16 protein-coding genes and 2 pseudogenes are annotated in these 21,461 nt (G+C 40.0%); 16 read left to right on the top strand and 2 right to left on the bottom strand.

Annotated features, from left to right (window positions below; all coding sequences use genetic code 11):
• Positions 1-122: pseudogene (locus DFP75_RS18125) on the bottom strand (type VI secretion system tube protein Hcp); the annotation flags it as partial.
• Between the two features lie 206 nt (positions 123-328).
• Complete coding sequence (locus DFP75_RS18120) at positions 329-616, bottom strand: type VI secretion system PAAR protein (protein WP_110577452.1); 288 nt, start codon at positions 614-616, stop codon at positions 329-331.
• Positions 617-1,277: 661 nt separating this feature from the next.
• On the opposite strand from DFP75_RS18120, the gene tssB reads away from it, so the two are divergent.
• From tssB to DFP75_RS18040, 16 genes and pseudogenes are all read left to right on the top strand, one after another.
• The gene (gene tssB / locus DFP75_RS18115; protein ID WP_110577451.1) at positions 1,278-1,778 is read left to right on the top strand and encodes a type VI secretion system contractile sheath small subunit; all 501 of its coding nucleotides are present in this window, start codon (positions 1,278-1,280) and stop codon (positions 1,776-1,778) included.
• 54 nt (positions 1,779-1,832) lie between these two features.
• Positions 1,833-3,314: a type VI secretion system contractile sheath large subunit gene (gene tssC / locus DFP75_RS18110; protein WP_110577450.1), complete on the top strand. Its 1,482-nt coding sequence runs from the start codon at positions 1,833-1,835 to the stop codon at positions 3,312-3,314.
• A 4-nt stretch (positions 3,315-3,318) separates the two neighbouring features.
• Positions 3,319-3,756: a type VI secretion system baseplate subunit TssE gene (gene tssE, locus DFP75_RS18105; RefSeq protein WP_110577449.1), complete on the top strand. Its 438-nt coding sequence runs from the start codon at positions 3,319-3,321 to the stop codon at positions 3,754-3,756.
• A 2-nt stretch (positions 3,757-3,758) separates the two neighbouring features.
• Complete coding sequence (tssF, locus tag DFP75_RS18100; RefSeq protein ID WP_110577448.1) at positions 3,759-5,528, top strand: type VI secretion system baseplate subunit TssF; 1,770 nt, start codon at positions 3,759-3,761, stop codon at positions 5,526-5,528.
• Positions 5,492-6,505 carry a type VI secretion system baseplate subunit TssG gene (gene tssG / locus DFP75_RS18095; protein WP_110577447.1) on the top strand — a complete coding sequence of 338 codons (1,014 nt, stop codon included), beginning with the start codon at positions 5,492-5,494 and terminating at the stop codon, positions 6,503-6,505. Before tssF ends, tssG begins: the two co-directional genes overlap by 37 nt.
• Before the next feature lie 2 nt (positions 6,506-6,507).
• Positions 6,508-8,025, top strand: a complete 1,518-nt coding sequence (gene tagH, locus DFP75_RS18090) for a type VI secretion system-associated FHA domain protein TagH (RefSeq protein ID WP_110577446.1) — start codon at positions 6,508-6,510, stop codon at positions 8,023-8,025.
• Complete coding sequence (gene tssJ, locus DFP75_RS18085; RefSeq protein WP_110577445.1) at positions 8,015-8,506, top strand: type VI secretion system lipoprotein TssJ; 492 nt, start codon at positions 8,015-8,017, stop codon at positions 8,504-8,506. Before tagH ends, tssJ begins: the two co-directional genes overlap by 11 nt.
• 2 nt (positions 8,507-8,508) lie before the next feature.
• The gene (gene tssK / locus DFP75_RS18080; protein ID WP_110577444.1) at positions 8,509-9,843 is read left to right on the top strand and encodes a type VI secretion system baseplate subunit TssK; all 1,335 of its coding nucleotides are present in this window, start codon (positions 8,509-8,511) and stop codon (positions 9,841-9,843) included.
• A 2-nt stretch (positions 9,844-9,845) separates the two neighbouring features.
• The gene (gene icmH / locus DFP75_RS18075; RefSeq protein ID WP_110577443.1) at positions 9,846-10,622 is read left to right on the top strand and encodes a type IVB secretion system protein IcmH/DotU; all 777 of its coding nucleotides are present in this window, start codon (positions 9,846-9,848) and stop codon (positions 10,620-10,622) included.
• A gap of 47 nt (positions 10,623-10,669) precedes the next feature.
• Entirely contained in the window at positions 10,670-13,288 is a 2,619-nt protein-coding gene (gene tssH / locus DFP75_RS18070) for a type VI secretion system ATPase TssH (RefSeq protein WP_110577442.1), read from the top strand.
• A 2-nt stretch (positions 13,289-13,290) separates the two neighbouring features.
• The gene (locus tag DFP75_RS18065) at positions 13,291-14,841 is read left to right on the top strand and encodes a sigma-54 interaction domain-containing protein (RefSeq protein ID WP_110577441.1); all 1,551 of its coding nucleotides are present in this window, start codon (positions 13,291-13,293) and stop codon (positions 14,839-14,841) included.
• Positions 14,834-15,460, top strand: coding sequence for a type VI secretion system-associated protein VasI (gene vasI / locus DFP75_RS18060; protein ID WP_110577440.1), 627 nt, complete (start codon positions 14,834-14,836; stop codon positions 15,458-15,460). Before DFP75_RS18065 ends, vasI begins: the two co-directional genes overlap by 8 nt.
• Before the next feature lie 10 nt (positions 15,461-15,470).
• Positions 15,471-16,880, top strand: coding sequence for a type VI secretion system protein TssA (gene tssA, locus DFP75_RS18055; RefSeq protein ID WP_110577439.1), 1,410 nt, complete (start codon positions 15,471-15,473; stop codon positions 16,878-16,880).
• A 14-nt stretch (positions 16,881-16,894) separates the two neighbouring features.
• The gene (gene tssM / locus DFP75_RS18050; protein WP_110577438.1) at positions 16,895-20,443 is read left to right on the top strand and encodes a type VI secretion system membrane subunit TssM; all 3,549 of its coding nucleotides are present in this window, start codon (positions 16,895-16,897) and stop codon (positions 20,441-20,443) included.
• A 48-nt stretch (positions 20,444-20,491) separates the two neighbouring features.
• Complete coding sequence (locus DFP75_RS18045) at positions 20,492-21,169, top strand: type VI secretion system ImpA family N-terminal domain-containing protein (protein ID WP_110577437.1); 678 nt, start codon at positions 20,492-20,494, stop codon at positions 21,167-21,169.
• Between the two features lie 214 nt (positions 21,170-21,383).
• A pseudogene (locus DFP75_RS18040) lies at positions 21,384-21,461 on the top strand (type VI secretion system tube protein Hcp); the annotation flags it as partial.

Below are 21,461 nucleotides of genomic sequence, written 5' to 3'. Positions count from 1 at the left end.
ACCAGCATTTCGTCGTCATGGCCTTCCAAGCCCACGTCACCGATAGAATCAACAGACATAGCGCCCGCAGTGATCAGACCCTGAGATTCACCTTCAATAGAGATATAACATGGCGTTGGCATAATAAAATTCCTTATTCGTAAAATAGTAAAAAACGTGTGCTTAGATATTCAATCTAAGTAGAGCAAGATGGGGGCCAATATTAAATATCTATTAAATTCAAGTGGTTACGGTTTTTCTGGTGTGTGCTCGGGCAATAATTTGCTTAGAAACGAGCGAAAAATCGCCTAGCGAGCAAGGGGTTGCTCGCTAGGTGGGGGGGGGAGGGCTAGCCGCCAATGTTGACTGAGGCGCTGCCCATCACAACGCCACCACAATCAATGGCGCCACCAGTTACGGCGGCTGGTTTTCCATTGATAAAGACTGAAGAGGATCCAGCTGCAATGGCCCTCGGATGGGATGGGTTTTTGGGTTTATCGTGTGGCTCTAGTGGGTCACCGACGCGTGCAGCAGGGCTGCCATCATATTTTACATTTGGTGAGCCGGCCGTCACCGGGGTGGGTGGGAAACCGTCGTGATCCGTTCCTGTGTCGCCAACTTTCACTGCGCTTGGCATGGTGTTCTCCTTGAAATAATGAATTGAACCCTATTTTTTGTGTGGATATTTCTGTACTGAGAATCAAATTTTATATGTTTATTACAATATATTCTGGTTTATTTCTTTTCAACTTTTATCTTTGTGTGATTTTAGAAGCCTTTTAGAAGTTGTTGTTTTAAAAGGGATTATTGTGGCTTAAGAAGAAGTTGATGTAGATTGCTGACATAAAATTTACATTAAATTTGCTTTTCATTTTGTTGAATTGTCTTCTTGCTCTCTGTAGGCTTCGCGTTAATAAATGTAAACAAATGTATTTGTAGTTAATAGTTATATTTTAAAAGTGCCTTGAAGTTTTAGAAAAAGGATTTGAGTTAGCTTTTTGATAATGCCGTTTTTTAATGGTTTTTTGATTTTTTGCTAAGTAAATGGAAGTTGTTTTTTTGGTATTTTTTACCTCATTTTTTCATTTCTGTGTTTTTTTCTTTTTGTGATTCTTCTTCTTTGTGCTTTTAGATTTAAAGCAAAATACTCGCTTTGTGTTTCTGGTTTTTAGATTTTTTCTTGATCGAAAATAATTTTCGAAGTCGGGTATTTGTCGTTTGAGTGGTTGGTTTTAGGTTAGTTGCCAGAAGCTGATGATACTTAAGTTTTTTTATGAAGTAGTTTGATGGAGGACGATATGTCAAAAGAAGGAAGTGTGGCGCCGAAAGAGCGGATTAATATTAAGTATATACCTGCGACTGGTGACGCCCAATCTGAGGTTGAGTTACCTCTAAAAACTTTGGTTGTTGGTGATTTTAAGGGGCATTCTGAAGATACGCCGCTTGAAGATAGAAAGAGTATTTCTATTGATAAATCTAATTTTGAATCAGTAATGCGCGAAAGCAATTTACGCCTTCAGACCACTGTTAGTAATAAGCTTGATGAGGAAGCGGGTGGCGATTTAGCTATTGATCTTTCTTTTAATGGGATTAATGATTTTTCTCCTGATTCAATTGCTTCACAGGTTCCTGAACTTAAAAAGTTAATTGAATTAAGGGAAGCTCTCGTTGCTCTTAAAGGCCCATTAGGGAATATTCCTGCTTTCAGAAATAGCCTTCAAGGTTTGTTGGCATCAGATGAAAGTCGCGATCAATTATTGGCAGAGCTAAATCTTGCTCAGGAAAAAGAGTCTAATTAATTAGCTCGATCATCAGTGTACTAAATTGAGAAAATTACTAGCAGGGATACAAATATGTCTACAAATGATATTGCGGTAGAAGGAAGTTCTATCAGTCAGGGTAGTGGTAATCTACTTGATGAAATAATGGCGCAAACTCGCATAGCCCCAAATGAAGAAGGTTATGATGTTGCTAAAAAAGGTGTCGCAGCCTTTATCGAAAATTTGCTTCAGTCTAATAAAACTGAGGAGCCGGTTAATAAGACTCTAGTTGATCAAATGCTTGTTGAGCTGGATAGAAAAATCAGTAGTCAAATGAATGAAATACTACATGATGAATCAGTGCAGCAGATGGAGTCAGCTTGGCGTGGTTTAAAGTTGCTTGTTGATCGTACTGACTTTAGAGAAAACAACAAGATTGAGTTAATCCATGTGACAAAAGCTGAGTTGCTAGAGGATTTTGAATTTGCCCCTGAAACGACTCAAAGCGGTCTTTATAAACATGTCTATTCCTCTGGTTATGGTCAGTTCGGCGGAGAGCCAACGGGCGCTATAATTGGTAACTTTGCCTTCACTCCATCTACTCCTGATATGAAATTGCTTCAATATATGGGAGCGTTAGGTGCAATGTCTCATGCGCCATTTATTTCGAGTGTTGGTCCTGAGTTTTTTGGTATCGAGTCTTTTGAAGAGCTTCCAAATCTTAAAGATCTAAATTCTATTTTTGAGGGGCCGAAGTACACTAAATGGCGTGCCCTTCGTGAATCAGAAGATGCTCGTTATATTGGCCTAACAGCACCGCGTTTCTTGTTACGTGTTCCATACGACCCAATCGAAAACCCTGTTAAGTCTTTTAATTATCAAGAAGATGTAAGTCAGTCTCACAGTAATTACCTTTGGGGTAATACTGCTTTTGCTTTTGCTTCTCGATTAACCGACAGTTTTGCTAAATACCGTTGGTGTCCAAATATTATTGGTCCACAAAGTGGTGGCGCAGTAGAAGATCTGCCAGTCCATGTGTTCGAGTCAATGGGTGAGTTGCAGGCGAAAATTCCAACAGAAGTGTTAGTAACAGATAGAAAAGAATTTGAATTAGCAGAGGAAGGCTTTATCGCGCTGACTATGCGTAAGGGCAGCGATAATGCCGCTTTCTTCTCTGCTAACTCTGTTCAAAAGCCAAAAATATTCCCTAACACAAAAGAAGGCAAAGAGGCTGAAACTAACTACCGTCTAAGTACTCAGCTGCCTTACATGATGATAGTGAATCGTCTTGCTCATTATGTGAAAGTGCTACAGCGTGAACAAATTGGCGCATGGAAAGAGCGCGGTGATCTTGAGCGTGAGTTGAATGGCTGGATTAAACAATACGTTGCCGATCAGGAAAACCCACCAGCAGATGTGCGTAGCCGTCGTCCACTTCGTGGTGCAAAAATTGAAGTGTCTGATGTAGAAGGGAATCCTGGTTGGTATCAAGTATCTTTGTCTGTTCGTCCTCACTTTAAATATATGGGTGCGAACTTTGAGCTTTCACTTGTTGGCCGTCTAGATCAAGCATAAAAGTATGAGCTATCTAATAGATGAAAATAGTGTATATGGAGTTGGCTTTCTTGAAAGGCTGACAGCTAACGCTGGTCCTATTTCTTTGTCTCAGGGGCCTGACTCTATAGATGTTCTTAACTCAATAAAGTTAAACGTTGCTAACGTTTTGAATACTAGATTAGGGGAGGCGCAATCCGCCCCTAGTCTAGGATTGATAGACTTTAATGATGCTTCTTTGGGGGCTATGGATTTATCTTTAAAAGTGAAGTTGGCTGTTCAGAAGTGTTTGACTGCTTATGAGCCTAGATTGTGTAACTTGCAAATTAAAACGGTTACAGATCCAGATAACCCTTTGGGTTTATGTTTTCATATTAACGCTGACATCAATAGTGCTGCTCTTCATGAAAAAGTAGAGATAAATCTAATACTTGGTAATGATCGTAAATATAGAGTGTATTAGCCGTGAGCCAAGATAAGTATTTTAGAGAAGAGCTGTCTTTTTTACGTGAGCAGGGGAAGCAATTTACTGAGATTCATCCTCAGCTTTCCCGTTTCTTGCATGGGCGAAATACGGATCCTGATGTTGAACGATTGTTAGAAGGCTTCGCCTTTCTAACAGGTCGTTTAAGGGAAAAAATTGAAGACGAGTTTCCTGAACTAACGCACTCAATCATTAATATGCTTTGGCCTAACTATTTACGGCCAGTACCAAGTATGAGCATTGTGAAGTTTAAGCCTGAGGATAATGTCAGTGTAAAGCATGTTATACCTTCTGGTGTTCAATTAGATAGTCGACCAGTATTTGGAACAATATGCCATTTTAGGACATGTCGTGACGTGTCTATTTATCCTTTGGATTGCATAGATGTTTCTTCTCAGCACACCAGAGAAGCCAGTGAAGTAAATTTGGCAATGCAAATTGACGGAGATTTAACCGTTGATGATATTAAGCTTGATACGCTTAGGTTTTATTTAGGTGGTGATAAATACAGCGCTGAAATGACCTATTTATGGTTAAACCATTATTTAGAAAAGATCGTGATAGAGGTTAATGGTGTTGAATTTAAATTACCAAAAGACGCTTTTTCACTGGTCGGATTTGATGCTAATGATAGTTTGCTGCCGTATCCTAAAAATGTTTACGATGGCTATCGTATTCTCCAAGAGTATTTGACATTTTCTGAAGGGTTTTATTTTTTCGACCTAAAGGGCTTGTCGAGTGTTTTACCTAAAAATGTCTCTGGTGAATTCAATATTAAAATGGTTTTTAATAAAACCTTTGAGCCAGGTGTAAAAGTTAGAAAGGAGATGTTTCAGCTTTATTGTGCTCCGGTTATTAACTTATTCGAACATGATGCTGATCCTATCGATTTAACAGGACGCAAGACTGAATATAGAATAATACCGTCGAGTACATCGCCCGCACATTTTGAAGTGTTTAGTATTGATGAGGTTGCTGGATGGCAGAATAATAGTGCTGATGGCAGTCATGCTAGAGGTGCTAAACGTGTTTATTCGTCATTTGAAAGTTTTCAGCATGAAGTGGAGAGAGCTAGGCACCGTAAGTCTCTTTATTACAGAGCTCGTATAAAAGACAGTATTAGAAACGACGGTTTTGATAGCTTTATTTCATTCATTCGGGGTGATGAATCTGTTGTTTATAATTTTGATGAAGCCGTATCTATAAAGTTAACTTGTACCAATAGACAGCTTCCTCTTGAGCTTGGTGTAGGTGATATTTGTGAGCCAACTGATACGTCTCCAACATTTGCGACGTTTGAAAATATAACCATACCATCGCCGCCATTGAGACCTGTTTTAGATGGCAGCTTACTTTGGACTCTTATTTCAAATTTATCGCTGAATTATTTATCCCTATTATCCAAAGACGCTCTTTGTTCAGTGCTTCGAGCTTATGACTTTAAAGCATTAGTCGATCGTCAGGCTGAGAGAGTGTCTAAATTAAGACTAAGTGGCATTCTTAATATCGAATCAATGCCGACGGATAAATTAATATATGGAATGCCAATAAGAGGCCTGAAGTCGACAATAACATTAGATCAAGCTGCTTTTGGTTCTGAAGGTGAATTGTATTTATTTGGTACGGTTCTAAGTAAGTTTTTTTCTTTATACGCAAGTATCAATTCTTTTCATGAATTGGTCGTTATTAATTCAAGTAATAAAGAGGCATATACGTGGGGAATTCAGGAAGGGATGCAACCGCTGATTTAGAGTATATCGCCTCTTCCAGTGACCAAGGTATATTTCCAAGTGATGTAGAAAAATTTAATTTCTATCAATTGGTAGAGCTGTTATATCAGCTTGTTGAGCAAGACCCAGAAGAGAGTGATTGGGAATCTAAATGTAGATTAGTGTTTAGTGCTAATCCAAGTTTAGGGTTTTCTCCAACCGATGTTTCCTCTTTAACGCTCTTGGAAGATAACCGATTGCAACTGGAAACGAATTTTTTTGGATTGACTGGCTCACAATCTCCATTACCTGGTTTTATGCTTGAGCAATTGGTGACAGAAGATGAGTTTGGTTTAAAACGTCAATTTTTAGACTTTTTTAACAACCGGCTTATCTCGCTTGTTTATCAAATATGGCGAAAATATCGTTATTACATCCGCTTTCAAGATGAAGCGAAGGATAAGTTCTCAAGCCAATTATTTGCTTTAGTCGGATTGGCTGATGAGGGGATGAGAGGTGATACCCCGATAAACTGGTGCAAAATGCTGGCTTATTCGGGAACTTTGGCAGGGCGAAGCCGTTCTCCTCAGGTTGTTGAGGGGATTATCTCTCATTGTTTTGATTTGCCTGAAGTATCAATACGCCAGTGGATTAAACGCAAAGTGCCTATTCACCAAGAGCAAAAAATGCAACTAGGTATGCAAAACTGTGGTTTGGGTCGAGAAACCGTTTTAGGTGATGGTGTTAACGACATTAAGGGAAAGTTTGCGATAGAAATTAAAGGCTTAGACAAAGAGCGATTTGCTGATTTCTTGCCTAGTGGTCGGGAGTTTTTGCCTTTATGTAAGTTGGTTGAGTTTACGTTAAGAGAGCAGATGGCTTATGACCTTGAACTTGTTTTAAAAGAAGATGAAGGCTCTGCTATGTCTCTGGGTAACGGTAGTGTGTCATTAGGATGGACATCGTTTCTAGGTGAGCCAAAAGAAATGAAAAAAGTAGTCATACAGGTAAGACAATAGTCATGGATAACATCACACAACGAGTCGCCAATTTTATTGTTACAAATGTACGTTCGCTTGAGGCAGGGCTTTTGGCGAAAGTGTCTTTTGAAAAGAACGGTGGGGTAATTGGTTCTGCCTTAGAGGCAGATTGGTATCTTAAAGATCGAGGCCAATCAATTGATCCTTTTCATTGTGAAATTGTTTTTGTCGATGATGCTTTCTGTGTAAAAGATCTTTGTGGAAAAACGTACGTTAATTCATCCAGCATGCCTTTAGGCGTTAATAATTTAGCTCGTCTTAAAGATGAAGATGAAATAAAAGTTGGTGAATATGAAGTGCGTGTTTTTTTAGACAGAGAGGCTGAGTTAAAAGAAAGTAGTCACTCACTCGAGCAGTTTTTTTCAAATAAAAGTAATAGCTTAATTGATGGTTCTGACTCAGATCTTGATGATTTTTATAATGAAGAGTTTGGAGAAGTGACTAAGCATGTCACTGAACTCGACCCTATTGTTATGCTTGATAGTAAAAAAGTCTCAGAAAAGGAAGAAAGCCTAATCGATGCTGCACCTTCTTCAGATAAAACTTATGAAGATTTTATTAACCCAGTTTCAAATCATAGTAGCACTATATCGCAGAAATTTACCGTACAGGCAGACACGGATAATGACATAAGCGCTGCTTTTGGACTTAATGATATACGACGCGATGTTTCCTTGGTTGAAAAGGAAAGTAAAGCTAAAAAATTAAAGAAGTTTTTTTCTAAATCTATTTTTCAAAGCGAAAAAGAGAGTGAGAAGAAAAGCGAAATACAAGTAATGGAGACGCATCCTATGGACGATAATGTTTTAGACCTGCTTGAGCAGGAAATGGCAAAAGACTACACCAACGAAGATACAGCAAGCTCTAGTTCTCAGCGCAAAACTCAACATGACAGCAGTCACTTTGAGAACAATCATGTTCTTGGAGGGCCTTTAATGTCAGGCCTTGAAGTGTCTATCGGAAGTAATTCTAGTGTAGAAGAAATGCAAGCATTATCCGCTGAGATTGGAAGTACTCTACGTGCATGTGTACAAGGTTTATTGGAATTACATTCCCAAGTAAAAAATAGCCGATATGGAATGATGCACAGAAGTCTGCAGCCTATAGAAGATAACCCTCTTAAGCTTGGTCTTTCTTATGAAGATACCATTCGTACTATGTTCGACGAGAATAAAAGTGCTGTGCACTTGTCGGCAACATCTTCCGTCGAAGAAAGTCTTAAGATGATAAGTATTCATAATGAAGCTGTTCAATATGCAACCAATATTGCTCTAGGGCAAATTTTACATGCATTATCTCCCGACGCCTTATTAAAACGATTTAGCCGTTACAATCGAGAAGAAAAAAACAGTAATGACGATAAATCATGGGCGTGGGGAATGTATGAAAATTATTACAAGGAATTAACCTCAAATCGCCAGAAAGGCTTTGAAAAATTATTTTGGGAAATATTTGAGCAGTCTTATGATAAGAAATTACGTGAGAAGCATGCTGAATAATCGCATGTTGAAAGTATTCACACCATTTTTGATTATGGTGTTTTTAGCTGGCTGTAGTTCTTCACCGACTGTTGACCCATCAGAGCAGCTAACACGGATTACTTTCAGCTTGTTTGCTGGTAAAGAGGTTAATGCTGGGGAGTCTGGCGTGGCGGCGCCTGTTGAAATTCAGGTGTATGAATTGGTTGATGACTCTATGCTGATGTCTGCTGATTTCGACATGATTAATAAAGATTATGAAGAGGCACTGAAGAATAATTTTATTAAAACTTATGATTATGTTCTTACTCCAGAACAATTTAAATTTGTTGGCGACTTTGAAATAGATCCTGAAACAAATTATATCGGTGTTGTTGCTAAGTTCGCTGAGCCAGATAAAAGTGACTGGAAAAAAGCGGTTAAAATTTTAAACCGTGGAAGAGTGTATCATTTACTGATGTATTTTAATGGTTATGAGATCAAATTGGAAAAGGTTGAATAGTTATGATTTCTAGGAACAGAGTAATTTGGAATGAAGGACTATTCATTAAGCCTCAGCACTTTCAGCAGCAGCAGAGATATAATGAATACAGTTTAAACGAACGTGTGCAGTCTGTTAGTAGTTATTTGTATGGGATATCCCAGCTGTCCATTAACCCTGAGTACCTTTCTTTTGGACGAATAGCGATCGATAGTGCGGTTGGTGTGATGCCAGATGGCACAGTTTTTCGTATTCCTCAGGATGACATGCTTCCAGATGCTCTTGAAATAAATGATGCGACTTTAACGGGTCAGACGATATACCTGGCAATACCTCTAAAAAATGAGTCTTTGTTAGAGATTGATTGGCCTAATGAAAAAGGGACCGGAAGGTACGCGAGCCATCGTCAAGAAGTGAAGGATACTCAGTCCTTAGATGGTGATACCGCGGTCATAGATCTTGCCTCTATGCGTCTTAGGTTAATGTTTGAAAAAGATGATCGTAGTGCTTATGCCTCTATAGCCATCGCGCAAATTCGTGAGAAGCGACAAGATGGCAGCATTGTTTTGGAGCCAGACTTTATACCTTGTCATCTAGATGTTAACTGTAATCCTCAGTTGCATAGGTGCATCAATGAGTTAGCGGGTTTGATGAAAGAAAGGGCGAAAGGCATCGCTGTGCGTTTAGGTGCATCGGGACAAGGCGCTATTGCGGATGTTTCTGACTTTATGTTGCTTCAGGCCTTAAATAGGTTGCAGCCTATTCTTCAGCATCTTGTTAATTTAAAGAGGCTGCATCCTGAGCGCTTATATGAAGCGCTAGCATCTATTTGCGGTGAGCTGTCTACATTTACGGATGAAAGTCGTTTATCTCCAGATTTCAAAGGCTATAACCATGATTTACCAAGTGATCCTTTTTGGCAGGTTATTAAATATTTACGTCAAAGCTTAAGCGTTGTTCTAGAACCAAGAGCCGTTTCAGTGCAATTGCATCAACGTAAATATGGATTAATGGTTGCTCCAATACACGATACTCAGCTTATTGAAAGTGCAGACTTCATTTTGGCTGTCAAAGCGAATATGCCACTAGACGAACTGAGAAACTTATTTATTCAGCAGACAAAAGTATCTTCGGTCGAAAAAATTAGAGATCTAATTTCTCATCAGTTGCCTGGTATACCTGTATTGCCTTTGCCTGTGGCACCAAGGCAGCTTCCATATTATTCAGGTTACACATATTACCAATTAGATAAAACGAGCGAAGCTTGGAGAATGTTAGAAAACTCCTCTGGATTTGCTTTCCATGTCGCGGGTGCTTTTGAAGGCTTAGATTTACAATTTTGGGCGATAAGGGACTAATTATGGCTACTAATGGTGTTATCGGTAAATATGATGATTTGCTGTTTGATGAAGCCGAGAACATAAATGAGGATAAGGATTATTGGTTCCAAATAAAAGGTCACAATAATAATCCTTTAATTGATTCAGCAACCACGTTTTTTGGGTTGTCATTACGAGTTAAGTCCTTAAGCGAATGCGAAAATATTGAAGAGATATATAAACAGACGATCGAAGAAATAAACATCATAGAGATGGAATTGTCTGATAAGAACTATGAACATTCAGTGCTAATGGCATATCGCTATATATTATGCGCTTTTTTAGACGAAGCGGTCATGGGAACGAGATGGGGAGGCGCATCTGTGTGGGCCGAATACTCAATGTTATCTCGATTCCATAATGAAACTTGGGGTGGTGAAAAGGTTTTTTCGATTCTTTCTAGATTGGAAAAAGACCCTAGTCGCTATAGAGATTTGCTTGAGTTTATATATTACTGTCTTGTTTTAGGCTTTGAAGGAAAATTTAAAGTTTTAAATAATGGTAAGGAAGAACGAGAGAAAGTAATTAGTAATCTTCACTCTGTTTTAAATAGAGATGACGACGAAGAGCCTTTAAGACTGACATCAAAGAATGATCATGTTGTAAATACTCGATATAAGTTAAGTCGACAACTTCCGGTTTGGTCTGTTTTTGCCTTTTTTGCGGCATTTTGGGGATTAACCTTTTGTGGTTACCTGTTTTTATTGAGCTCTAAATCGTCAAGTGTACTTGAGCAGCTAAACCAAATACTGCAATAACAGTTTCGCCTTATATTTATTATCTTCACAAGGAATAAGGGAATAACGTGATTAGAATTGAACTTTCCACACTGATCTCTAAATTAAACTCCCAGAGCAAACTTGCTTTGGAACAAGCTGCAGCATTATGCATCGAACGACAGCACCACGAAGTCAGTATAGAGCATTTTTTAAGCGTTTTACTTGAAAACCCTATGTCTGATGTGTGCGTTATTCTTGAGCACGTCAAGTTGAGCAAGGATGATGTTCAATCTGCTATCTCAAAGAGCTATCCAAGGTCAACAACGCTTGATACCTATCCTGCATTTTCTCCGTTGTTAGTTGAGCTTTTGCAGGAAGCTTGGCTGTTATCTTCAACAGAGCTAAACCAAACAGAATTACGATCTGGTGCTATTTTACTTGCCTCCCTTATTCATCCAGATCGTTATTATTCTTTTGAAATGATTTCGCTCTTTGAAAAGATCAATAAAGAAGCCATCCGTAAGAATTTTGATTTTGTGTTAGAGACATCCTCTGAATCGGATCATCCGGTGCATGATTCACAAGATAAATCTTCTCAACAAGCAGCGACAGGTAACTCTGCGCTGGGGAAATTTTGTACTAATGTGACTCTGCAAGCTAGAAACGATGAGCTTGATCCAGTGCTTTGTCGTGAAGATGAGTTGAACCTTATGGTCGATATTCTTTGTCGACGCAGAAAGAACAACCCTATTGTTGTGGGTGAGGCCGGTGTTGGTAAAAGCGCCGTTGTTGAAGGGCTTGCACTAAGAATTGTCGCAGGGAATGTGCCGGATAAGCTTTCGAATGTAGAGATTCACTCTCTAGATTTAGGTCTTATGCAAGCTGGTGCATCGATTAAAGGGGAGTTTGAGAAGCGTCTTAAGGGGATTATTGACGAGATTAAATCTTCACCTGTTCCTATCATTTTGTTCATCGATGAAGCGCACACGCTAATTGGCTCCGGAAACCAAGAAGGTGGCAGTGATGCTGCTAATCTATTAAAACCTGCGTTGGCCCGTGGTGAGCTGTCTACAATTGCGGCAACAACTTGGAAAGAGTACAAAAAATACTTTGAGAAAGATCCAGCATTAACTAGACGTTTCCAGCTGGTTAAAGTGGAGGAGCCATCTGTTAGTCAATCTGTTGATATTATGCGTGGTTTGCACCACGTATACGAAAAGGCGCATGGCGTACTCATTCATGACGATGCTCTGAAAGCGTCTTCTGAATTATCAGCTCGTTATTTGTCAGGTCGTCAGCTTCCTGATAAAGCCATTGATGTTCTTGATACAGCTTGTGCTCGTATTGCCATTAATATATCGACTCCACCAAAAATTTTGGGTCAGTTAGAGAATCAATGTCACACACGTCAGCGTGAAATTGACATGCTGAAGCGACAAGCTTCCATTGGGCAGCCTGTAGATAACGACTATCTAGAGAGCCTGATCGATTTAGAAGAGCAAGCTGAAACGGAAAAAGAAACACTGCTTAGTCGCTGGACAAAGCAAAAAGCGATAATCGAAAAAATTATCGATCTTCGTCAGTCTATTCTACGCAGTCCGATCACTGAAGATGAAGCATTAAGCGATGACGAGCTTGATGTGCTTCGTGAACAGCTTGCTGAAAGCTATCAAGAGCTTGAATCTATTCCGCGTGATGAGCGTTTGATGTACCCCGAAGTTAACGAACAGCAAATTGCTGAAGTAATTTCCGATTGGACAGGGGTGCCGATTGACCAAATGAATGCCGATGAACTGCATAAAATCACCCATTTGCCAGACATTTTAAGCGCCAAGATTAAAGGCCAAGATGTTGCCATTGAATGTGTTCATAGGCACTTATTGACCTCTAGAGCAGACCTTAGAAGACCAGGTCGTCCAAAAGGGGCTTTCTTATTAGTAGGCCCAAGTGGTGTAGGTAAAACTGAAACCGTGATTCAGCTAGCAGAAGAACTGTACGGCGGAAAGCAGTTCTTAACCACCATTAATATGTCTGAATACCAAGAGAAACATACGGTTTCTCGACTAATTGGTTCGCCGCCAGGCTATGTGGGCTTTGGTGAAGGTGGTGTGTTGACAGAAGCAATTCGTAAAAAACCATACTCTGTTGTGCTATTGGATGAAGTAGAAAAAGCGCATCCAGAAGTGTTGAACTTATTTTATCAAGCCTTTGATAAAGGTGAGCTCGCCGATGGCGAAGGTCGTTTAATTGACTGTCAAAATATTCTTTTCTTCCTGACATCCAACCTTGGTTATCAAACCATCGTAGATAATGTGGATACACCAAAAGAAATTGAATCCAAGCTTTACCCTGAGTTGGTGCCATTCTTTAAGCCCGCTTTGTTGGCTCGAATGGAAATAGTGCCGTATCTGCCGCTCAATAAAGAAGTACTAGAAAAAATAGTGCTTGGAAAACTGTCTTTCTTGGAAAGTGTGTTGCACACGCGTTACGCAGCAGAAGTCGAGATCGATCCAACCTTGGTACAAGAGATTTTGAATCGTGCAACGCGTTCAGAAAATGGCGCTCGAATGTTAGAAGCGATTATAGAAGGTCAGGTATTACCACCAATTTCACTGGCTCTTTTAAATCGATTGGCAGAGCAGCAACCAGTATCTCGAATCTACATGACAGTAGAGGATGGGGAATTCGTTGGTGAGATCGAATAGCAATGAATAATTGGCTTAAGTCAGCAGCTGAGTTAGTGGTGATTCGTCACTCCACTCAACTGCTGTCGAAATTCACTCAAGTGCTTGATGCCGAACTGGGATGCAGAGGGGTTTATATTTTAACGCCTTCTGCCGATGGTCGCTTCGTTGAATGCGCCATCAATGATAATCGCCAGTTGAATTGGTCTGTGTCCGACTTTGATAACCCGTTCGCTCATGTCATTCATTCCGGTAAGTCGATGCTATTAAAGAACAGCGAATTGCTTTACTGGCTTTCGAATGAGGGATTTAGTGATTTGATCGGCTGCACGGATGACAGTGTGAATGTTGTTATTTTGCCTATGCTGTCAAAAGATGGGCAGCTTCAGGCTATTTTGGTGCTTAAAACGGACAGTTATTCGAATCACGGCATGGACAGCGATGAAAATTTTTTAGATTTGCTGTCGGTATGTGCCAATCATTTGCAACTTTTGAATGATATGGAAGCAAAGAAAAGGAAATCTCAGTTGCTGTCAGAGTCATTGATTGAAGTGGAACAAGGCAAGATAAAAAGTCACCTATTGGATGGTCTTGCCAGCGTGTTAATAGGCCAAAGTGAGGTGATGAAGTCGTTACGTGAGCAGGTAGCCATTGCCGCTTCTTCTCGTCTTTCGGTGATGATTCAAGGAGAGACTGGAACAGGTAAGGAGCTTGTTTCACGCGCAGTTCATGATTTGTCTTCGCGTAGTAAAGCGAACTTTGTTGCCATCAACTGTGCTGCTATCCCTGAGCATTTGCTGGAGAGTGAACTGTTTGGCTACGTCAAAGGGGCATTTTCTGGCGCGGATAAAAGTAAAAAAGGGCTATTGGCTGATGCTGACGGTGGCACTTTGTTTCTTGATGAAATTGGTGACATGCCATTAGCGCTACAGGCTAAATTGTTAAGAGTATTAGAATCTCACAAATATCGCCCAGTAGGTTCTGAAAAAGAGCTAGATTCTAATTTCAGATTGGTGGTAGCAACGCATCTAAATTTAAAAGAGCAGGTATTGAACAATAAATTCCGCAAGGATTTGTATTACCGCTTATATCAATATCCGATCGCTTTACCACGATTAAAAGACCGCACATCAGACATAGAGAAACTCAGCACACATTTTGTTGAGCAATATAATGCAAAACATAAATGCAGTGTACGAGGTCTTCATTACAAAGTGTTAGATCGTTTACTGGATTACGATTTCCCTGGAAATGTTCGTGAATTGAAACACCTCATTGAATATGGCTGTGCGCAGACCCAAGATGGCGAGCAGATAGAGCTCGCTCATATCCAAATAAAATTGGATAACGAAATTGACAGTCTTGCTGAGTTTGAACCTAAAAATCGAGCGGTAGTTGAGTTGTCTAAAATTCGAGATCTCAAAGTTGCGGTAAGGGAGTATGAATCCAACATTATTGCCTCTAGGTTGCGTGAGTTTGATGGCGATAGAGGAAGGACAGCTGAGAGTTTGGGGATTCCCAAAAGAACGTTGGCTGATAAGTGTTTGAAATTGGAGATATCCATTAATGATTAGATATTTGCTTTTACTTGTTATTTGTTTGCAAGTATCGACCCAAGTTTTTGCGAACAATAATAACAGCGAGTTATTGAAGAAGGCAGCACGTTGTACTGAAGAGGCAATGAATTTTGCTAGGCTAACTTGCTTTGATGAGGTCTTTTCAACGCCTGCCCATATCCCCGTTATCAATGATAAACCGGATGCTTGGCTGCGCGCGAAAGCGAGCGAGATGGCTCGTGTTGGTAACAATGATCCAATGTTAACACTGGATGGTGATGACAAGTGGATCACGGTGCCAGCCGTAAATAAAGACAGCGGCGAGTTGTTTCCTGCATTGATATTCAGTTGCATTAACAACATCAGTCGACTTGAAATGGCGCTACCAAATGAACTAGAAGACGGCCGTGTCGATGTAACGTTTGGTGATTCCTCTGCTCAATTGTGGCGTAGTGATGATACCGGTTTTCTGATCTCATCAGGGCGAGGCTTTATTGCTATTAATCAAATAAAAACAATTTTATCGTCTTCTAGCCTAGTGGTTCGTTCCAATAGCCCATCTATAGACGGGCTTCAATTTAATACAAATAAGCTAAATGACACCATAAAACCACTACGTAAACAGTGTGGCTGGTAAGGATTTGAGCATGGATATTAATCTTATTCGAGCCGCGCTTCGTGAGCCTATATCTGAAGATCATCCAGTTGGCGAAAATGCAGTTCATGATCCGCTTTATGAATTTGTGGATGATCAAATGATGAAGGTTGGCTCTTTATCCCATGGTTCTGTTCAGTGGGGAAAGGCTGAAGAATCATTAATTGAATTACTTAGTAAGAAAACAAAGGATCTAAAACTACTGACGTATTTTTTTCAGTGTTTACATAATAAAAATACACCAGACAGCTTAGCCTTATCCATTTTTGTCTTAGCGGATTTTATGTCCGAATACTGGGAGATATGTTTTCCTTTTGCTGGCAAGAAAGGGAATTTACCGAGACGTAAGTTTCTCGGTCAAATCGTTCAGCGTTTTGGTCTTGCTCTAGATAAGCTGGATTTCATGAGCTTCAATTCAGCAGAAAGAGACAACCTAGGCGCAGCAAATGCCTTTTGGCATGAGGTTGTTAAGGGCAAAGAGCTTGATTCAGAAAATGTTACAACAGTCATTGAAGTTATTAATAGAAAACTACAAAACTCTGAAAAGAAACGCCTAGAGACGGAAAAGAAAGCGCCATCACAAACAGAGTCTAAACAAGCTGAAGTGATGCCGTCTAAACTAGCGATTGAGGTGGATTACAGTTCTTCAAAAAGTACAAAACAAACTCTATTAAAAGTCGCCGATTTTCTTTTTGAAAGTGAAAATAGTGTCGAATTGGCGATGCGTATCCGACGATATGCAGTTTGGTCATCTATTACGTCATTGCCAGATAATGTGAATAAGCAAACGTTGATCAGTGCTTTACCGCAAGAGCGAGTGAAAGAATATTGGGGCTCATTAGATAAGCCAGATCTCGCTTTGTGGAAGAGAGTGGAAGCGACTCTTACTGTTGCGCCTTATTGGTTTGATGGGCAGTTTTTAAGCTATCAAATTGCTGAAAAGTTAGGCTACACAGAGAGCGCTCAAGCAATTTTAGTGGAAACTCAGCGCTTTCTTCTGCGTTTTCCTTCATTGCAAGATTTCACTTTTAAAGAGGGAGAAGCATTCATTTCTTCTGCTTGTCTAGCTTGGTTAGAGCAAGTTGATGAGGTCGATGTGAAAGAGTCAAATCTAGCAGGCGATAGCTGGGCAGAGAGAAAAAAAATAGCCGTTGATTTGGTTGCTAAAGAGGGTATTGGTGCCGCTTTATCCATGATCAATGAAGGGATTAGTAACGCTGTGGAGCCAAGGGATAACTATTATTGGCGCCTCATATCTACGGAATTATTGGAAGAAAATAAATTAAATGATTTAGCCCAGCAGCAGTTTCAACAATTACACACACAAGTCCAGTCAATGTCGGTTTCAGAATGGGAACCATCTTTACTTAAGAGAGTAAAGAAGCACATTACAGTCAAATAAACCAAGGATAGTTCATGTTCAAACCTTTAGTTGGCCTATTAAAAAAACTCGTACCCAGCCTTGTTGCTGCACTGCCGTTTTTAACCTTACTAATAGTCGTCCTAATCAATCTTGCTATTTGGTTGACAGGGCCTTGGCTAATAATAAATGAAGAAGCACCGTTGGCTTCTATTAGTGCTCGTTTATTAACGATGACAATATTTACTCTTGCTTGTCTTGCGGCATGGGGGTTATTTCAATGGCGCAAGCTCAATGCATATCAAGCTGAATTGCAGCGCGAAGAAGCGCTGAGAGAAGATCCTATTAAAGCGGCTGAAGAAAACCAAGAGGCAGAGTTAAACAAGGTAATGGCTAACATGGAGGAAAGCCTCAATAAGCGTAATTACCTTTACGCTTTGCCTTGGTATCTTGTCATGGGCCTTGAGAATGCGGGTAAAACCAGTCTTATCAACCGATCTGGTCAGGATTTCACTTTCTCGTCCATTTTAAAATCTTCTGGAGAGGGAAGTAAGAACACTTACTCTTTTGATTGGTGGGTTGGCGATACCTCTGTCTTGATTGATCCAGATGGTGAGCTCTTAACGCAGGGGAAAAATGTTTCCGATCCCTCTAGTAACGGCGTAATGGAAAAACGCCTTTGGGAGCATTTCATAAATTGGCTTGAACGAACTCGTAGCCGTCGTCCACTTAATGGCATTGTGTTAGCCCTAGATGTGTCGAAATTAGCGACCTCTACTATTTATGAGAGAAAGGCGTTTGCTACTATTTTAAGGTCGCGAATCCGTGAGCTTATGGAAACCTTATCTACTCGCTTGCCTGTGTATGTCACTTTAACCAAGTTAGATTTACTGTATGGCTTTGAGCCATTTTTCAAAAATTATACGAAAGAACAAAGAGAAGAAGTGCTCGGTTTCACTTTCTCTCTTTCTTCCGTTGATGATCATGATAACTGGCTGTCTGAATTTGATTCGGAATATGAAGAGTTCATCAATCGCGTCAATGCGATTTTACCTCATGTCGTATCAAAGAATATTAGTGACGAAGATCGTAATGCCGTTTATAGCTTTACGAGACAAATAAGCGGACTAAAAGACATATTGTCTGTATTTTTTCAAGACGCATTAAGCAGTGATCAGTTTTCCACTTCTGCACTGGTTCGAGGAGTGTACTTCACTTCTGTTTATCAACAAGGTGTTCCAACCAATGCGTTTGATGATGCATCCTCAAGACGTTATGGCCTGACACATGCGATAAACAGCGCTCAAAATGCCAAAAACTCAACCATGTATTTCACCAAAAATCTGTTTAATAACATTATTTATCCAGAAGCTGGGCTTGCGTCAGACAATTTCCGCGTTAGTAAGCAGAAAAAGCGCATTATGATGTTAAGCACGGTCTCCTGTTCCATTATTTCTTTGATTCTTATTGGCTCATGGCATCGTTATTATTTGAAGAATATTGAGCAAGCTGATGCTGTGTTGAACAAAGTAAATCTCTATATGGAAGAGTACCCATCAGATTTGGATTTGGTTTCTCAAAATGACATTTTGCCACCTTTGAATACCATCCGTGATGCGACATTAGAGTTTGGTTTTTTCAGAGATAAGCCACGGTATATTTCAGATTTAGGTTTGTATCAAGGTCATGCCATTGGGCCTCAAGTAGAGATGACCTATTTGAACCTTCTTGAATATCGCTATCTACCATCTCTAATGGTGGAGTTAGTAGCAGACCTTAAAAATGCTGAAACGGACGAAAATAAGCTCTCTATCTTGAGAGTCTATCGAATGCTAGTCGATAAAAATGGCCGTTATGATGATTTTGTACTGAATTATTTTTCACGAAAATGGCAGGTTAAATTTTCAGGGAATAAATCCATTCAAGATAAACTTTTACAGCATTTAGAATATGCGCTACAGCATACGGACCTTCATGCTGCTCGCCTGGCCGGTGATGAAAATGCCGATAAAGTGTTGCGTCCTTATGACAAATTAATTGCGCAAACGCAGGAAGGTTTAGGTTCTTTGGCTATCGATCAGCGCGTATATAGGAACCTAAAACAATCTGCGCAAACGGCGTTAGGCGCAGATATTAACGTCCGAACCTTGATTGGACCTGCTTTTAACTTGGTTTTCTCTGAAAGAGAAATGGGTAGTGAGAAGCTGAATGTACCTAAAATATTGTCTAAAGAAGGGTTTAAAAACTACTTCTTGCCACAGTCTGAATCTGTATCTGACCTAGCACTGATTGATAGTTGGGTATTAGGGCAAAATGAGACCGCTCAATTCAGCAATGCCGATAAACAGGCATTGAAGGAAAAAATTAGAGATTCCTATGTAACTGATTACACAAATACATGGCGCAGTGTCTTAAACGAAATTGACATTAAGAATTTCTCCAACATCAGTGAAGCGGTCGATGTGCTGGATAATTTAACGGGTAGTGGAAAACCGTTACAGCGATTACTCACAACCTTAAGAGATAATACTAAGCTGTTTCCTGAAATACCAGAAAGTGGCGAGGTTCGTGAAGAGATGCTGAAAAGTACCAGCTATAACATTGCATCTAGGCTGAATGCGCCGTTTGCAGGGCTTAATAGCATTGTAGAATCCAACGATGATCAGCCTGCCTATATTGATGAACTATTGTTATCAATTGAGCAGTTAAGAAATTATCTCACAGCGATCCAAGATGCACCTGATATGGGGCGTGCGGCTCTAGAAACAACAAAATCTCGAGTCTCACTGAACAGTGTGGATCCTATTTACACCCTTTCTAGGGTGGCGACTGGCCTTCCAAAACCATTGGATTCTATGATGACCAAGCTTGCTGATGAAAGCTGGTACGTCATTAAGCAAGAAGCAATACACTATTTGGAAGTGAGATGGCATGACGATATCTATAAAGTCTATGAACAAAAATTTGCTGGACGTTACCCATTTGATCCAAGAGCGAGTCGTGATGTTTCACTGCAAGACTTCGAGGCCTTCTTTGCACCGGATGGCACACTGGATCGATTCTATAACGATCAGTTAAAAATGTTTATCGATGAAAGTTCAAACATCGGTAGTGGTCATCAAGGAAAATCACTTATCCGAGACGATGTATTAAATCAGCTTGAAAAAGCGAAGCTAATTCAGGATGCCTTCTTTAATCGAAAAGGCATATTGGATGTTAGCTTTGGGGTAGAGCCAATTCGTCTAACAGCTAATAAACGCAGAGGTGTGCTCAATATTGACGGTCAATATTTATCTTACAGCCATGGCCCACGAAATAATGTAGAAGTTATTTGGCCAAATACACTGAGAGATAATACGACTTCCAAATTGACCTTAGTACCAACAGAGGCGAATGAGTCGCCTCGTAGTATCTCAACTGAAGGTCCATGGGCACTTTATCGTCTGCTGGACACAGCCAAAGTGGTTGGTGCTAGTGACACCAGTGTGACTTATCAATTTACGGTTGATGATGGTGATATGGAGGTCAAAATCAATGCAACCACCTCTAATCCGTTTACGCAGCGCTTATTTAAGAATTTCGAGCTGTCTGAAACCTTGTATTAATTAGTAGGGGGAGGCTTTGCCTCCTCCTACACCTACCATTATGACCACATGAAAAATGTAATTTATATTGAGAACAAACGTTTTTGTATAGAGTCAGACTCTAGTCAGATTCGGGATGAAGAGCGTTACTGTGCTATTAAAGACAGCATTAATCGAAGAGCCGCTCTGCCTAAAAGCAGCTTTGATTGGGGGGGGATTTATACTGATGCAGAGTCACTTGCAGAAACGGCAGGTATTGATTTAATCATTGCCAGTTACTTCACCGTAGCAGCGTTTAAAACTCAGGGCTTTCGAGGGTTTGCTAATGGCTTAGCTTTAGTTAATGCCGCGTTATTAAACCAAAGTACCAATGATTTAAAACAGCATAAGTTAAATAAAGGCTTAGTGGGCTGGATTAAAAAAGAAATCATAAGCGATATTGGCAAGTTGGAACCTAACTATGATGCGTTACGAGATTTATACCGTTGTGAACGTGAATGCCAAATATTGGACGATGTTTTAGGTGATCAACAAGAAATGTACGAAGGTGCTTTTGAAGAAGTTGCGCTGCAACTGCTGCAGCATATAGAGCGTCTTGAAATGCGATACCATCGTAGTGAAAAAGTGCAGGAGCGAGTAGTAGAAGAGCTATCGAAGTTTTCATGGAATGATACCGTATTGGTTGTAGCAGCGAGTCTGATCAGTGCCGCGTTCACCTTTGTTGTCATGACATATTTGCCGAAGTGAGATAGACGGCTTTGATTAAGTTTTTTCAATAAGCAAACTCTTGCTCGCTGAGCGGTTTTTTGCCTAACTCTAAGCGAAGTCTTGCTCGCTGGTGGCTTCGACTTTGTTTAAGTCTATGAAAGTATTGGGTATTTTGGTTTGGCATCTATATTGCTCTTCTGGATAGAGTGTTCAAGAACACGTTTTTACTATTTTATGAATAAGGAATTTTATTATGCCAACGCCATGTTATATCTCTATCGAAGGTGAATCTCAGGGTCTGATTACTGCGGGCGCTATGTCTGTTGATTCT

This window comes from Marinomonas alcarazii (genome assembly GCF_003208215.1).
Taxonomy (GTDB): Bacteria; Pseudomonadota; Gammaproteobacteria; order Pseudomonadales; family Marinomonadaceae; genus Marinomonas; species Marinomonas alcarazii.
This window is presented reverse-complemented; position numbering and strand designations above follow the sequence as displayed.